We start from the raw sequence: 14,424 nt of genomic DNA on the forward strand, positions 1-14,424 counted from the left end.
CTCACGTGGCTGCCGGTAACTGCGCTGTCGGCGCGATTTGCTTCACCGGACCGGTTTGCGCAAGCACATCGGGATTGGCGGCGTCTTCGCGCAAGGCGCCGTCGACCGGCAGCGTCACGCGAAACGTCGTGCCCCAGCCTAAGTTGCTGGCCACCGAAATCGTGCCGCGATGCGCGTTGACGATTCCATAGGTCACCGATAAACCGAGGCCGGTCCCCTGACCAACGGGCTTCGTCGTAAAGAACGGGTCGAAGATTCGTTTCAGGTGCTCGGGCGGAATTCCGCATCCCGCGTCGGCGACTTCGAACCACACGCGTGACGCATCGGCTGGATCGACGCCGGTGCGTACCGTGATCGTGCCGAGCGGCGCGCCGTGCTGCTCGTGATTGCTGCCGTATGCCTGCGCGGCGTTCACCACGAGATTGAGCACCACCTGGCTGATCTGCGAGGGGATGCAGTGCACGAGCGGAATCTGCGCATAGTCGCGGACGAGATGCGCGCAGTACTTCACTTCGTTATGGACGATGTTGAGCGTCGATTCGATGCAGCGGTGAATGTCGGCGCGTTCCCACACGTGCGTGCTGTCGATGCGCGAGAAGTCGCGCAGATCGACCACTATCGTGCGCACGCGTGCGAGTCCTTCTCTCGACTCCTGTACGAGCGTCGGCGCATCGCCGAGCAAATAGTCGAGGTCCGCCTGTTCCGCGAGTGCGCGCATGTCGTTCTTCAGTGCGGGCGCGGTCTCACTTACCATGCGCTCGATATCCGCTGCATAGCGGATCAGCGTCTTCACATAACCGTCGAGCGTGTTCAGATTCGACAGCACGAACCCGACCGGATTGTTGATCTCATGCGCGACGCCCGCCGCAAGTTGACCAATCGCGGCGAGTTTTTCCGATTGCAGCAATTGCTGGTGCGCGTGCTCCAGTTCCCCGTTGAGCGAGGTGAGCTGTTCGTTGCGCTCGGTCAGTTCGGCGAGTGCGCTGGTGACCGCCTTCTCGCGATCCTGAAGCTCGCCGTACGCGATGCAGACATCGGTCGTATCGACAATCGCGACGCCGACCGCGACCACTTCGCCGTGCTCATCCTCGATTGGGATGAAGCTGCAGTTCTGGCGCATTGCGTCGATCGTGCCGGTGATCGGGCGCGAGTGCTCGAAGCGGAACAGATACGGCCGATGCTCCCACGACGAATAAGCGGGCGTACCTAATACGAACACGCCCTCGATCTTTCTTTGAAGCCACTGCCGCGGCAATTCCGGGAAAGTGTCGAGCAGGTTTTCGCCGACCACGGACTGCGCTGAACGTCCGCTGTGCGATTGCATGAAGCGATTCCATGTCAGGATACGCAACTCGCGGTCGACCGAGAAAACACCGCTATTGATCCGCTCGACAATGGCTTCCGACAGATTCGTTTTCACCGAGAAGGCCCGTGAATGACAACGCCGGCAACGTGTGATCGCGAGCCCTTCAAGCGCTCATGCCCTGAAGACAGGCGTCGCTGCCATGAGTGAATTAACGGAGCGTACGGCGCCGGGACTAAGCGGTATTTACCCTGAGTCAAAGCGCATGGCGGGCGGTGCGGGGCAGCAGCGCGGGGATGGATGAAGCCTTAACGACGCTTCGGCCTGCAGCGAAAGAGGGTGCGCGCGGGCGAGTCAACGTGAAGGAGTCAACGTGAAGCTCAGATAGCGGCAATGATCGCCTCCGAACCGGCCAGACGATAACCGCTTTCAGGGAGTGCCTGCCCCTCGCGGCCCGCGAGCGTCGATAACAGCACCACACCTGAACGCGGCTGCATTACCGCATCCGCTGCACCCATATTCAGCGCGATAAATAACCGCTGACCGCGATAGTGACGCTCAAAAGTGAGCACATCGCCCGAAGCGGCGACGTTTTCGATCGCGCCCTGCACGAGCGCCGCATTGCTGCGCCGCAACTCGAGTAGCCGGCGATAGAGCGACAGCATGCTCAATGGGTCGCCGTCCTGCGCGCGCACGCTGGTGTCCGTCGAGATCGGTAACCATGACCTGCCGTTTGTAAAACCGGCACCCGGCAGCGCGGCATCCCACTGCATCGGCGTGCGCTCCGGATCGCGTCCCTGGCCGATACCGGGTTGCCGGATCTCGGCCGGGTCCTGCACCTGATCGGGCGGAATCTCGCCGTCTGTCATGCCGATTTCATCGCCGTAGTAGAGCGTCGGCGTGCCGCGCAGTGTCAGCAGCAGCACAGCCGCCACGCGTGCCTGTGCCGCTCCTACGCGCGACGCCACGCGCGGATTGTCATGGTTGCCCAGCACCCAGTTGGGCCAGGCATGTTCGGGCAATGCGCTGTCGTAATCGCGGATCATGCGTGCGATTTCGCCCGCATTCCACGCCGCATTCAGCAACTGGAAGTTGAACGGCATGTCCGCGCCATCGCCGTTTGCGCCGTAATACCTGACGAGTTGTGGAACGGGCAGATAGATTTCGCCGATCAATACGCGCTCTCCGTACTCGTCGAGCGTCGCGCGCATGGAACGCACGATCTCATGCACTTCGGGGTGGTCTTCGGTGTAGGTCTGCAATTGCCGGTGATGCTCCGGCTGGCCCGGCTCATACGCGGGATTTGGCGGGTTGTCGCGAAACTGCGAGTCTTTGATCAGCAGCCACAGCACGTCGACGCGAAAACCGTCCACGCCGCGATCGAGCCAGAACCGCAACACGTCGTCCATGGCCCGGCGCACCTGCGGGTTGCGCCAGTTCAGATCCGGCTGCTCGCGCAGAAACGCGTGGTAGTAGTACTGGCCGGTGCGCTCGTCCCACTCCCACGCGGAGCCGCCCATGCGGCTTAGCCAGTTGTTCGGCGGGCCGCCATCGGGCGCGGGATCGCGCCACAAATACCAGTCGCGCTTGGGGTTCTCGCGTGACGAGCGGCTTTCCTCGAACCATGGGTGCCGGTCCGACGAATGGTTCGGCACGAAGTCGAGCAGCACCTTCAGGCCCAGTTCGTGAGCCCGGTCCGCGAATTGCTTGAAGTCGCCGAGGGTGCCGAACATCGGGTCGATATCGCAGTAGTCGGCGACGTCGTAGCCGAAGTCGGCCATGGGCGACGGGTAAATCGGCGAAAGCCAGACTGCGTCGATGCCCAGCCCGGCGAGATACGGAAGACGCGAAGTGATGCCGGCGAGATCGCCGATGCCGTCGCCGTTGCTGTCCTGAAACGAGCGCGGATAGACCTGATAGATCGCCCCGCGTTGCCACCATGCCAGTTCCGACATTGCAATTCCCCTCAACGATCGATTGTTTTGGTGCCACTCAAAGACCGCATGCTCAACGATCTCTGGTACAAGAACGCCATCGTCTATTGCCTTTCGGTGGGCACGTTCATGGACGCGAACGGCGACGGCGTCGGCGATTTCCAGGGCCTTCTGCGCCGGCTCGACTACCTGCAAGGGCTTGGAGTCACGACGATCTGGCTGATGCCTTTCCAGCCTTCGCCGGGCCGCGACAATGGCTACGACATCTCCGACTATTACAACGTCGATCCGAAGTACGGCACGCTTGGCGACTTTTCCGAGTTCACGCATGCGTGCCGCGAGCGCGGCTTGCGCGTGATGATCGACCTCGTGGTCAATCACACGTCCGATCAGCACCCCTGGTTCCGGGAAGCACGCAGCGATCCCGATTCGCAGTATCGCGACTGGTATGTCTGGTCCGACAAGCAGCCGCCGAATGCGAAAGACGGCGTAGTGTTTCCCGGCGTGCAGAAATCGACGTGGACTTTCGACAAGCAGGCGAAGCGCTGGTATTTCCATCGCTTCTACGAATTCCAGCCTGACCTGAACACCGCGAATCCGTATGTGCGAGCCGAATTGCTGAAGATCATGGGCTTCTGGATTCAGCTCGGCGTGTCGGGATTCCGCATGGACGCCGTGCCTTTCGTCATCGCCACGAAAGGCCCGAAGGTGCGCGAGCCCGTCGAGCAATACGACATGTTGCGTGAGTTTCGCGAGTTCCTGCAATGGCGTCAGGGCGATGCGATCATCCTCGCGGAAGCCAACGTGCTGCCGGATACCGATCTTGAGTATTTCGGCGACGAAGGCGAACGCCTGCAGATGATGTTCAACTTCCAGCTCAATCAGAACACGTTCTACGCGCTTGCGACCGGCGACACTGCACCGTTGAAAAAGGCGCTCACGGCGACCAGACCACGCCCGGCGACCGCGCAGTGGGGCGTGTTCCTGCGCAATCACGACGAGCTCGATCTCGGCCGTCTCACGCCCGAACAACGCGAAGCCGTGTTCGCGGCGTTCGCGCCCGAGCCCGACATGCAACTGTACGAGCGCGGCATCCGCCGCAGGCTCGCGCCGATGCTCGCGGGCGACAGGCGGCGGCTCGAGCTTGCCTACAGCCTGATGCTGACCTTGCCCGGCACGCCCGTTTTCCGTTACGGCGACGAGATCGGCATGGGCGACGACCTGCGGCTACCCGAGCGCGAATGCGCGCGCACGCCAATGCAATGGTCGACGGAACCGGAAGGCGGTTTCACCAAGCATGCGAAGCCGCCTTGCCGCGTGATAACCGGCGGCGCTTACGGCTTTGAGCGTGTGAATGTGGCGAGCCAGCGGCGCGATCCGAACTCGTTTCTGAACTGGATGGAACGCATGATCCGCATGCGCCGCGAAGTGCCCGAAATCAGTTGGGGCGACTTCGACGTGCTGCGCACGTCGCGAAGCGACGTACTTGCGCTTCGTTTCGACTGGCGCAACAACTCGGTTCTGTGCCTGCACAACTTCGGCGCGGAGGCATGCACGGTGAAATTCCGCTCCGGCTGCAACGAGCCGGGCCAGAACCGGCTCATCAACCTTCTCTCCGACGAGCACAGCGAGGAGCAGGACGACGGCCGTCACGCGGTCGTACTCGAACCGTATGGCTACCGATGGTATCGGGTCGGCGGGCTCGATTATCTGTTGAGGCGCAGCGAGATCTAGACACAGTTACGGAGTCCGCAACATGCAAGGCGAATGCAATGAATAATCACGACGCCGGATGTAGCAAAGCGCGCCTGGGCCGGTCTGCCGGGATGCTCGCACTGGGTCTCTCGCTGACTCTCACTTTAAGTCTCGCGGCCTGTGCGTCCGGTACGGTCGATATCGGCGACACCGGGCTGGGCCCGCATCCGCCACTGCCCACACCGCAAACGTCGCTGTTCCCGACAGTGAACATCGCGCCCGTTCAGGCGCGCGACAGCCAAAGCGTGCCCGTTGCGCCGCAAGGTTTCAAGGTGACGGCGTTCGCGAGCGGGCTCGACCATCCGCGCTGGGTGTATCCGCTGCCGAACGGCGATCTGCTGGTCGCCGAGAGCAATGCACCGGCTCAGCACGACGAGGATCAGGGCATTGTCGGCTGGATCCGCAAACAGGTGATGAAGCAGGTGATGAAGCGCGCGGGCGCGGGCGTGCCGAGCCCCGATCGGATCGTGCTGCTGCACGGCGAGGGCGACAGCGCACAAAGCCGCAGTGTGTTTCTCTCGGGGCTTCACTCGCCGTTCGGCATGGCGCTCGTCGGCGACTACCTTTACGTCGCCGACACCGACGCGCTACTGCGCTTTCCGTATCACGCCGGCGACACGCACATCACTGCGGCGCCCGAGAAGATAGCCGACCTGCCGGCGGGGCCGATCAATCATCACTGGACCAAGAATGTCGTGGCGAGCCGCGACGGACAGCGCCTGTATGTCACGGTCGGCTCGAACAGCAACGTCGCGGAGAACGGCATTCAGGCCGAAGAGGGTCGAGCGCTCATCCTGGAACTGACGCTTGCGAGCGGGCAGTCGCGCGTATTCGCGTCAGGCCTTCGCAATCCGAACGGAATGGACTGGCAACCCGATAGCGGCGCGCTGTGGGCCGCGGTCAACGAGCGCGACGAACTGGGCGACGACCTCGTGCCCGACTACATGACCGCTGTGAAAGACGGCGGCTTCTACGGATTTCCCTATAGCTACTATGGGCAACATGTCGATACGCGCGTGAAGGAGCAGCGCCCCGACAAGGTGGCGAGCGCGCTCACGCCGGACTATGCGCTTGGCAACCACACCGCGTCGCTCGGACTGGCGTTCTATACCGGCAGAAGTTTTCCACGGCACTACTGGGGCGGCGCATTTGTCGGCCAGCATGGGTCATGGAATCGCAAGCAGCACAGCGGCTATAAGGTCATTTTCGTGCCGTTCGCCGACGGGCGGCCAGCAGGGATGCCAGAGACGTTTCTCAGCGGCTTCCTGAGCGCGGACGGGCATGCGTTGGGGCGGCCGGTCGGTGTGGCCGTCGACAAGGCGGGCGCGTTGTATGTCGCCGACGACGTCGGTAACGTCGTTTGGAAAGTCGTTTACAGCGGCAACTGACGATGAAGCGCGAACGCAACACGGCGGCGCCGCATTCGGGGCCTGCCGGAATTGCCCGGTAAAATACCGCCCACTACCGACGGCGCGGAAGGCCTGATCTCCGCCTGCTTACTTTGAATTTCGAGGCGTTCATGTCCATGGAAACAGACACCGTCACCGATGAACGGGTGGCTCACATTGCAGACCGCATGGTTGGCGAAGGCAAGAAAGTTTCGGCGCTGGCGGTCTGGACAGAGGTGCGCAGCGGCTCGATCGTCGCCGTGTCCGCGGCTCTGGAGCGCTGGCGCGCAGCGAGGCAACCCGCGCCGGAGGCTGCGCCTGTCGCGGCCGGCTTGCCGGAAGACGTTGCCCAAACCATGCTGAACGCCGCGGGCAACGTGTGGGCGAGCGCCCGCGAGGAAGCCGAGCGCGTCGTCAATCAGCGTCTTGCCGTGGCAAGTGAGCACGCCGGTGCGATTGCCGCGGAGCGTGACGAGGCGCTGGTCGAATATCAGAACACGCTGGCCGAAGCCGAGTTGGCGCGCGAGCGCGTCGCGACGCTCACGAACGCGCTGAGCATTTCGGAAGACGCGGTGAATCGCCTCGCGACGGAACTGTCGGGGTTGAGGGACCGGGCGAAAGCTGCTGAGGAGCGCGTCGCCGAACTCGAGGACCGCACCGCGGAGGCGGAAGTGCGCGTGGCCCAGACCGAGGAGCGCGAAGCGGCGGCCGAGGCGCGCATCGCAGAGGCCGAGCAGCGTGCGGCGGCTGCGGAGGCGCATGTCGTGGAGGCCGAGGAGCGGGCTTCGACCGCGGAGGCGCATGTGGCACAGGCCGAGGAACGGGCCTTGACTGCGGAGGCGCGTATTGCACAGGCTGAGGAGCGTGCTTCGACTGCGGAATTGCGGGTTGTAGAGGCCGAGGAGCGGTCTTCGAATGCAGAGGCGCAGGTCGTCCAGGCCGAAGAGCGGGCAGCGGACGCCGGACGGCGCATCAGGGAAGTGGAAGAACGTGCGGCGGCAGCAGAGGCGCGTGTTGCACAGGCAGACGAGCTGGCAGCCACGGCAGAGACGCGTGTCGCGCAAGCCGAAGAGCGCGCAACGACCGCGCAAGCGCGCGTGGCAGAGGCTGACGAACGCGCATTAGCGGCGCAAGCGGGCATCGCGCAGGCCGACGAACGCGCCTCGGCAGCAGAGGCGCGCATTGCAGAGGCAGAGGAGCGTGCAGCCGGTGCGGCGGCGCGAGCCGCAGAAGCCGAAGAGAGCGCGTCGACAGCGCAAGCGCGCATTGCCCACGCTGAAGAAAGCGCCGAGGAACACGCTTCGGCGGCGCAAGCACGCATTGCAGAGGCGGAAGAACGCGCGTCGGCAGCACAAGCCAGGCTGCAAGCCGTCGAAACATCCCTGAACGAAGAACGTCAGGCGCGCGAAGCGTTGAGCAACGCCACTGTCGCCAAGGACGAGGAGATCGCGCGTCTTATTGAAGAGCGCGATGCCGCGCGCCACGAGGCGGCCACGCTCGGTGAAGCCGGTCAGACACACGCACGCGAAGTGCAGAAATGGGCGGACGAATCCAGCGCGGCGTCGTCGCGTGCGCAGGACGCCGCGTTACAGGCAAGCGAAAGCCTCGCGCAGCTTGCGGCGTTGCAGACCGAACTGGATCAGGCCCGCGCCGAACTGGCGGCACACCGCGAGGCGAACTCGGCTCACGGCGACGAAGCAGCCGCCCAGCGCGCCGAGGTCGAACGTGTGCAGCAGGAACTCGATGCTGCCCGCGAACAGCTCGTCGCCCTGAGCGAAGCCAATGCGACCGCGACGGCGGAGACCAGCCGGCTCGCAGAGCAGGCATCGTCGGCGGCGAGCCGCGCAGAGGCGGCCGAACAGCGCGCCGCAGATCTCGAGCGCCAGCTTGCCGAACTCGAAACAGCACATGCGCAGCGACTGGAACAGGCCCAGCAACAGCCCCTGTCGCCGGATAGCCCGTCGCCGGATAGCCTGTCGCCGGTCTCCGAATCGAAGGAAGCGGTGATGGCCGACGAAATCGCGTCGCTGCGCCGTCAGATGTCCACTCAGGCGAAGGCCCACGAGAAGGCGTACAGCGAACTTCGTACGCTGGCCGAGCAGTGGGTCGCGCACGCCAAGGAACTCAAGCAGCGGCTCAGCGCAACGAATCAGAAGGTGACCTTCCTCGACGCGCGCAGCGCGGCGGAGGTCGCGCTTCTACGGCGGCTGTCGTCCGAGCTTGAACGGCTGAAGCCGGACCACGATCTGGTGTCGCGCGACGCGCAGCAAAAGCTCATCAGCGCGACGCTCGCCGAGCGCCTCGAACAGAAGGGCTATCGGTACGATCCGGCAACCGCGGTCATATCGAAGATCGAAGCCTGACGCGTCGGGGCGTCGGGGCGTCGGGGCGTCGGCGCGTCAGGCAGGGCCGCGTGCTTATAACGGCTTGGGCGGCGAGCCTTCGTCGTCGACGCTGTGACTGCCCGCGCCCGGCGGCGAGGTCGTGTCGCGCAGTTGCGTCTCTTCTGGATTTTTTGGCACGACCTTGTCGGCGTCGGCTTCGTCGATTGCGTTGAGCCGATTGCCGCCCGGCGTGCGCGGCGTGCCCGGCGCGGGCGTCGGCACCGCTCGTGGCTGAGCCGGCCCCGGCCCCGACAACCCCTCTTGCGAAGGCGTGTTCGGCGAGGGCGGCGTGGCGGGGTCGTTGTTCGAAGAAGAGGAAGAAGCGTCCTGGTGGTCGGTCATGGGGTCATCTCCTTGGCTGGAGTCGTTCGAAACGGCGCACGAACGACATTTGCGTGCAATGCGTACCGCAGACGCAGCACGCGCCGTTCCATCAGGCCTCGCCTGCAACCGTTGCGAACGGCGGACCGGCTCAGCGCAACACGCGCGCGACGAGCGGCAGATGATCCGACGCGATTCGCGCGGGCTTGCTCCGATCCACCTCGATATCGACGAGACGCGCGGCCGGATGCACCCACACGCGGTCCAGTGCAAAAGTCGGAAAGCGCGAAGGAAACGTGCGCGGCGCGGCCACCCGCCCGAAACGCGTGAGAAGGGCGCGCAGCGGCCATCCCCAAACGAACCATTCATTCAGATCGCCGAGCAGGATGACGGGGAGATCGGGCGTATCGAACGCTTCCAGCAGCAGCCGCACCTGCGCGCGGCGTTCGCGCGCCGACAGGCCCAGATGCGTCGCGACAATGCGCATCACGCCACGGCCCGTTTCTATGTCGACGTCGAGCGCGCCGCGCGCTTCCCGGCTGCCGAACGACAGGTCAAGCGTGCGCACGGCTCGTACCGGGAGATTCGTCAGCACCGCGTTGCCGAAGCGCCGGTCGGGACCGTCGAGCGTCGGCCCCGGCACCGCGTGCATGCCGGTCAGATCCTGCAATTCACGGAGCACGTCGATGCTCGCCGCGCCGCCGAGCGGCACTTCCTGCAACGCGACCACATCCGCCTTAAGAGCCGTGATCACTTGCGCGATACGGGCCGCCGAGCGTTTGCCGTCCGTGCCCACAGCCCCGTGAATGTTGTACGTGGCGATGCGCAGCGGCTCGCCCGCATCGCTCGAATGTGCCGGCATCGTTCGCACACGCGGCGCCGGCTGCGCTTCGTCGAGCGTCACTGTATCGTTCGCGCGGCCGGTCATTGGCGCCTCATCAGCACGCGCCGCAGGACAAGCGACATCGAGACGAGTGCGACGCCGATCGCGGCGACGAGCAGCAAGGAAAGCGGCGTCGGATGCGTGAGCGCCGTCACCAGTTGACGGGCGAACGACGTCGCGAGCACCACGCCTGGCGCCATGCCGATCGCAGTGCCCGCCATGAAGTCCCAAAAGCGGATATGCGATGCGCCCGCCGCGAGATTCACGATCGAAAACGGCGCAACCGGCACGAGCCGCAGCAGGATCATTGCGACCAGCCCTTTGCTGCGCAGCCGTTCGCTGAGCTGATTCAGGCGTTCGCCAGCCAGTTCGCGCACGGCGTCGCGACCGAGCCAGGCGCCTGCGGCCCAGCCCGCCGCCGCGGCGATCAGCGTCCCGGCGAGCGCGTAGGCGGCCCCGGCTATCGCGCCGAACACCAGGCCGGTTACGGCGATCAGCAAGGTGACCGGCACCGACAGCAGAGCGGCCACTGCGTACATCGCGACTACGGCAATCGGACCGAAATGCGTTGCGGCGAGCCGTTGTGCGTCGGCGGTCAGTTTGGCGAAGCTCAATTCATGACCGAACGGCGTGAAGCGCCAGGCAATGGTCAGCGCGACGACGCCGAGCGCGAGCGCGCCGAGCACCAGCAGTTTCGCGATGACGGGACGACGCGTGGGCTCGGGCAGGAATTGCGCGAGCAGTTCATTGGCCTCGATCGGCGCTTCGGGATCGAGAACGTGAACCCGATCGGCGATGTCGCGCAGCTCGGGCGGCACCTCCGGCGTCAACGGTACAAGCGTGCGCGCCGAATGTCCTTTCAGGCTCGCGATGGCCGCGTTGAGACGCCCATGGCGCGCGAGCGCCTGCTCCACGTCTGCCTCGCTCGAATCGAGATGTTCGGCGAGCAACCGGTTGCGAATGCGTGCAATCGCTGCTTGCCTGAGCGGATTGTCGCGCGCGTCGATCACGATGCAGCACTCGGAGTCGAGCACCATCGAGCGGTTGTTCAGATTCGCACTGCCGATCACGAGCAAACGGTCGTCGGCGATCATGATCTTGCTGTGCACGTTGATGAACCGGCCGTTCGGCGCATCGACGGCCGGCGCATACATGGCATAGCGGCCGTTGCTATCCGCGGCCTCAAGCAGCTTGTGCAGACGCGCACGCAGAACCCCCATTGTCGCTTCCTGGAGCCAGCCGCTTTGCCGGTAAGGGCAGACTACGGCAAGGTCGGGGCCGTTTTCTTCAGCGATGCGTTTTTGCAGCGCCGAGCCGACCGAATTCGCCGTGAAATACTGATTCTCGACATAGATATTGCGGCGCGCGGCGGCCACGGTAGCCAGATGCAACGCCTTCACCTGCTGGATCGCGGGCCTGCCGTCGTACGCAGGCTCAGTGAGAGAAATGCCCAGGTCGATATCGGCGAAATCGGGTTCGATGCGCGACGGCCACAAATCGGTTCGCGGCGGCGGCTTGCCGTTGAACGGGCGGCCGGCCTTGCTGCTGCGGCGCGAGCGGCGCCAGCGTTCGCGGGCCAGATGCGCGATGGCGGCGGCAGCGGGGCCGTCGAACATCAGTTGCGCGTCGTGCATCGGCTCGTAACTCGTCTTGCCGAGGTTTTTGCGCAGCGGATCGTCCGGCCGATGTTCGGGCGTGTCCCAACGCGAACCGGTGAGGTCGATGCCGCCGGTGAACGCGAGGCTGTCGTCGATCACGACGATTTTCTGGTGATGCGACGCACCCAGCGGATGACGCCCGTCCAGCCGGAACCAGAGGCGCCGATGCGCGTGCCACGCGGGCTTGTAGGACGGCAGCCATTCGCGCTCGAATGCGTACAGCATCGCGAAATCCCAGCCGAGCAGATAGATGCGCAACTGCGGATTCGCGTCGAGCACGGCGCACAGGAACTCGGAGAGTTTAGGCGGAAAGCCGTCGTCGACGCCGCCGGGGACGAGTTCGATGCGGCTGTCGATATCCCATCCCAGGATGAAAATCGAATGACGTGCGCGCGGAATCATCTCGCGCAACACCGCATAGTAGGAGGCGGCGTCGATCAACACGCTCGCGCGGTGCGCCTTCAGAATCCATTCGCAGGTCGAGCGGGTGTCCATCACCTCGCCGTTCGGGACGGCGGGCGGCGCGTCGGCGGTGTCTCGCGACGGCGACGGCGCATCGAGCAGATCGGATTCTATCGGGTCAGGTTCACTCATGGTGGTCCGTGCGACTGTCAGTGGGTATATGCGGATGCAAGTGGCATTCCATGGCGCGGGGGGCGCTGCTGTCAGCCGTTTTCGGTTGTCAGCTGGGGCGCGGCTTGTAGTTGCGCTTTGTAAGGTTTGAAATTTTGGCGGCGGTGGGCGCTGTTTTTTCAGTCGCGAGGATTTCGGCGTTTTGCGCTGGAGTGGCGCGCGATGTTGCGCGAGTCGTTGTGTATCGGAGGTTGATGGCGATCAGTCTTGTATGGCGTCAGATTTTCGGACGATGCCGTGGGGAATTTTCTGAATTTGCAGGGGTGGGTGGCTTCAGCGTGCGGATGGGATTGGATCTGTTCTAGAGTGATTCGGGCGCGAATAGGTGAGCGGCCGCGTCCACGGGTCGTTTTTTGTGGGCGAGCGTTTGGGTTGATGTTCCTTTTGGTGGTTGCTGCTAAGCGGTAAAGGCCGGGGTCGATTCAAACATGCAGAGGCGAGCCAACACTGGAAAGGGGGGCGTCGTAGAGACATTTAGTAGGATTCCAAAATGTCTGGGCAGCCAGAGGCATATGAAACATAACTTTTGGAGGGGGCTGACAATGTCGTGGCTTATCCAGCCGCGTACGCCGGGCACGACCGGCGATGCGCAGACGCAGTGGACGGGCAAGCCGCTTCCCACGGTTCCCCGACCCGCTGAAGCGAGGCACGCATGACCCGGTGGACGACGCAAACGCGCACCCTCACGTTCAGCGGGGCCGCGCTTCCCGAAATCGTCGGCGTCGATTACCGCAGCCGGCAGCGCATCGAAACCCGGGAGCCGATGCTGACGGTCCGCAGTCTGCGAGGACGCGAGGCGGTGGGCGAGCTGTTCGAATACATCGTGGAAACCGAGGTTGAAAACCCGGACTTCCTGCAGGACCCGGCGAGTGCCGCGCAGCTCGACCTGGCGCAGATCGTCGGCACATCGGGCACCGTCGCGATCCAGGTTGCGGGCATCGGCACTTTCCGCGCCGGCGCAACAGGCGATACCGGGCGCGTGAACGTCGGTGCCGATACCCGCCATATGTTGCGCCGCAAATGGACACGTCGCGATGTCGAGCACGATAACCATCGCTGAAGCACAGACGTTGTTCAACAATGACGTCGCAGTGATCGAGGGACGTGTCAAGAATGCAATCAGCGTACCGCTTTATCAGCATGAATACGATGCGCTTGTTTCGCTCGCCTTTAACATGGGCAGCCTCAGCAAGGCCCCCAGTCTATGTCGAAAACTCAATAGCGGAGACTATACCGGTGCCCCCGTCGAGTTTCTGGACATCGAAAACAGGACGCGGCGAGAACGAGAGCACGACATGTTCTGCTTGGGCACTTACAATTCGAACCACTAAACGAACGATGTTTATATAAGCCATGAAGAAACTTAAGCTGTGTCTGCTTCTCGTGATGTCGGCACTTCTGTCGCCGATTCACGCGGTAGCGCAAGACATATATCGAATGACAGGGGCTGCGCAATTCGAGCACGGACACGACTCACACAGTCTCCCATTTCCAGTCAATCCGCTGACAGCGGGTTTTCTGACATTCGACGGCAGCGCGTTCGTGTTTCACTATACCGGCCACGATTGCAGCGTGAAAGTCAACAAGAGGGTGAACTTCTACGTCGACCCGGTCATCTCCCACTCATTCGGCTCGCGAAATAAATTCAATGCTTTTCTGAGCACCAAGTTTCGTGCGAAAGGTGATGTGCTAACCGATACTCATATTCTCGGCGAGGCTGACGCGCCGCTCTGCTCAGCATTACGTTCGGCAATGATCTACAGTTCGCCGGATGAAATGGTACTGCTGGATGGCTCCTGGGCCTATGTGTTCGAGCGTCAGACGCACACGCCCACGAATGCCGAGCAAAGTTTCGATTGCACGAAAGCCAACACGAATGTCGAGCATCTCATCTGCAAGAATCCGGACCTGGTCAAGCTGGACGCGACGGTTAATCGTGGTTACATCGCGATGCTACTGACTGACTCAAAGGAGATTTCGTATCAGGATCCTGTTCGGCTGGACCAAATCAACTGGATCAGGAAGGTGCGGAACGTATGCAACGACTGGGCCGGCCCCGGCGAAAACCGGACATGAGGTAACGCTTAAACTTTGAGGTAGTCTTACGCCTATGTTTAAGCCCAGCTCTAACGTGGAACCCATTGAAGTTCTGACCCAGCCCGAAC

General features: G+C 63.4%; 11 protein-coding genes. 6 read left to right on the forward strand and 5 right to left on the reverse strand.

Features of this window, described 5'->3' with window-relative positions:
* Position 1: 1 nt before the first annotated feature.
* Both ACTJLB_RS30795 and ACTJLB_RS30800 read right to left on the reverse strand, forming a co-directional pair.
* Positions 2-1,420, reverse strand: a complete 1,419-nt coding sequence (locus ACTJLB_RS30795; protein WP_440785494.1) for an ATP-binding protein — start codon at positions 1,418-1,420, stop codon at positions 2-4.
* A gap of 263 nt (positions 1,421-1,683) precedes the next feature.
* Positions 1,684-3,258: an alpha-amylase family glycosyl hydrolase gene (locus ACTJLB_RS30800; RefSeq protein ID WP_440785495.1), complete on the reverse strand. Its 1,575-nt coding sequence runs from the start codon at positions 3,256-3,258 to the stop codon at positions 1,684-1,686.
* Between the two features lie 48 nt (positions 3,259-3,306).
* Between ACTJLB_RS30800 and ACTJLB_RS30805 the strand changes: the two genes are divergently transcribed.
* The 3 genes from ACTJLB_RS30805 to ACTJLB_RS30815 all read left to right on the forward strand — a co-directional run bounded on the left by ACTJLB_RS30805 (position 3,307) and on the right by ACTJLB_RS30815 (position 8,743).
* Entirely contained in the window at positions 3,307-4,971 is a 1,665-nt protein-coding gene (locus ACTJLB_RS30805; RefSeq protein ID WP_020067808.1) for an alpha-amylase family protein, read from the forward strand.
* Positions 4,972-5,009: 38 nt separating this feature from the next.
* The gene (locus ACTJLB_RS30810) at positions 5,010-6,380 is read left to right on the forward strand and encodes a PQQ-dependent sugar dehydrogenase (RefSeq protein ID WP_440785496.1); all 1,371 of its coding nucleotides are present in this window, start codon (positions 5,010-5,012) and stop codon (positions 6,378-6,380) included.
* A gap of 131 nt (positions 6,381-6,511) precedes the next feature.
* Complete coding sequence (locus ACTJLB_RS30815; RefSeq protein WP_440785497.1) at positions 6,512-8,743, forward strand: DNA-binding protein; 2,232 nt, start codon at positions 6,512-6,514, stop codon at positions 8,741-8,743.
* 54 nt (positions 8,744-8,797) lie between these two features.
* On the opposite strand, the gene ACTJLB_RS30820 is transcribed toward ACTJLB_RS30815, so the two are convergent.
* The 3 genes from ACTJLB_RS30820 to ACTJLB_RS30830 all read right to left on the reverse strand — a co-directional run bounded on the left by ACTJLB_RS30820 (position 8,798) and on the right by ACTJLB_RS30830 (position 12,220).
* Entirely contained in the window at positions 8,798-9,106 is a 309-nt protein-coding gene (locus tag ACTJLB_RS30820; RefSeq protein WP_204521469.1) for a hypothetical protein, read from the reverse strand.
* Between the two features lie 130 nt (positions 9,107-9,236).
* Entirely contained in the window at positions 9,237-10,013 is a 777-nt protein-coding gene (locus ACTJLB_RS30825; protein ID WP_020067804.1) for an endonuclease/exonuclease/phosphatase family protein, read from the reverse strand.
* Positions 10,010-12,220 (reverse strand): VTT domain-containing protein, encoded by a 2,211-nt coding sequence (locus ACTJLB_RS30830; RefSeq protein ID WP_440785498.1) that lies wholly within the window; start codon positions 12,218-12,220, stop codon positions 10,010-10,012. Before ACTJLB_RS30830 ends, ACTJLB_RS30825 begins: the two co-directional genes overlap by 4 nt.
* A 691-nt stretch (positions 12,221-12,911) precedes the next feature.
* On the opposite strand from ACTJLB_RS30830, the gene ACTJLB_RS30835 reads away from it, so the two are divergent.
* From ACTJLB_RS30835 to ACTJLB_RS30845, 3 genes are read left to right on the forward strand one after another with little or no spacing between them, the layout of a single operon-like run.
* Positions 12,912-13,319: a hypothetical protein gene (locus ACTJLB_RS30835; RefSeq protein ID WP_440785499.1), complete on the forward strand. Its 408-nt coding sequence runs from the start codon at positions 12,912-12,914 to the stop codon at positions 13,317-13,319.
* Positions 13,294-13,590, forward strand: coding sequence for a lysozyme (locus ACTJLB_RS30840; protein ID WP_440785500.1), 297 nt, complete (start codon positions 13,294-13,296; stop codon positions 13,588-13,590). Before ACTJLB_RS30835 ends, ACTJLB_RS30840 begins: the two co-directional genes overlap by 26 nt.
* 22 nt (positions 13,591-13,612) lie before the next feature.
* Complete coding sequence (locus ACTJLB_RS30845) at positions 13,613-14,335, forward strand: lysozyme inhibitor LprI family protein (protein ID WP_440785501.1); 723 nt, start codon at positions 13,613-13,615, stop codon at positions 14,333-14,335.
* Positions 14,336-14,424 lie beyond the last annotated feature (89 nt).

The organism is Paraburkholderia sp. 22098 (genome assembly GCF_052045935.1).
Taxonomy (GTDB): domain Bacteria; phylum Pseudomonadota; class Gammaproteobacteria; order Burkholderiales; family Burkholderiaceae; genus Paraburkholderia; species Paraburkholderia caledonica.

Bases quoted from the DNA above. Each gene is read 5' to 3' on its own strand.
- ACTJLB_RS30800 (WP_440785495.1), bottom strand. From the start codon at position 3,258: ATGTCGGAACTGGCATGGTGGCAACGCGGGGCGATCTATCAGGTCTAT.
- ACTJLB_RS30805 (WP_020067808.1), top strand. From the start codon at position 3,307: ATGCTCAACGATCTCTGGTACAAGAACGCCATCGTCTATTGCCTTTCG.
- ACTJLB_RS30810 (WP_440785496.1), top strand. From the start codon at position 5,010: ATGAATAATCACGACGCCGGATGTAGCAAAGCGCGCCTGGGCCGGTCT.
- ACTJLB_RS30815 (WP_440785497.1), top strand. From the start codon at position 6,512: ATGTCCATGGAAACAGACACCGTCACCGATGAACGGGTGGCTCACATT.
- ACTJLB_RS30820 (WP_204521469.1), bottom strand. From the start codon at position 9,106: ATGACCGACCACCAGGACGCTTCTTCCTCTTCTTCGAACAACGACCCC.
- ACTJLB_RS30825 (WP_020067804.1), bottom strand. From the start codon at position 10,013: ATGACCGGCCGCGCGAACGATACAGTGACGCTCGACGAAGCGCAGCCG.
- ACTJLB_RS30830 (WP_440785498.1), bottom strand. From the start codon at position 12,220: ATGAGTGAACCTGACCCGATAGAATCCGATCTGCTCGATGCGCCGTCG.
- ACTJLB_RS30835 (WP_440785499.1), top strand. From the start codon at position 12,912: ATGACCCGGTGGACGACGCAAACGCGCACCCTCACGTTCAGCGGGGCC.
- ACTJLB_RS30840 (WP_440785500.1), top strand. From the start codon at position 13,294: ATGTCGAGCACGATAACCATCGCTGAAGCACAGACGTTGTTCAACAAT.
- ACTJLB_RS30845 (WP_440785501.1), top strand. From the start codon at position 13,613: ATGAAGAAACTTAAGCTGTGTCTGCTTCTCGTGATGTCGGCACTTCTG.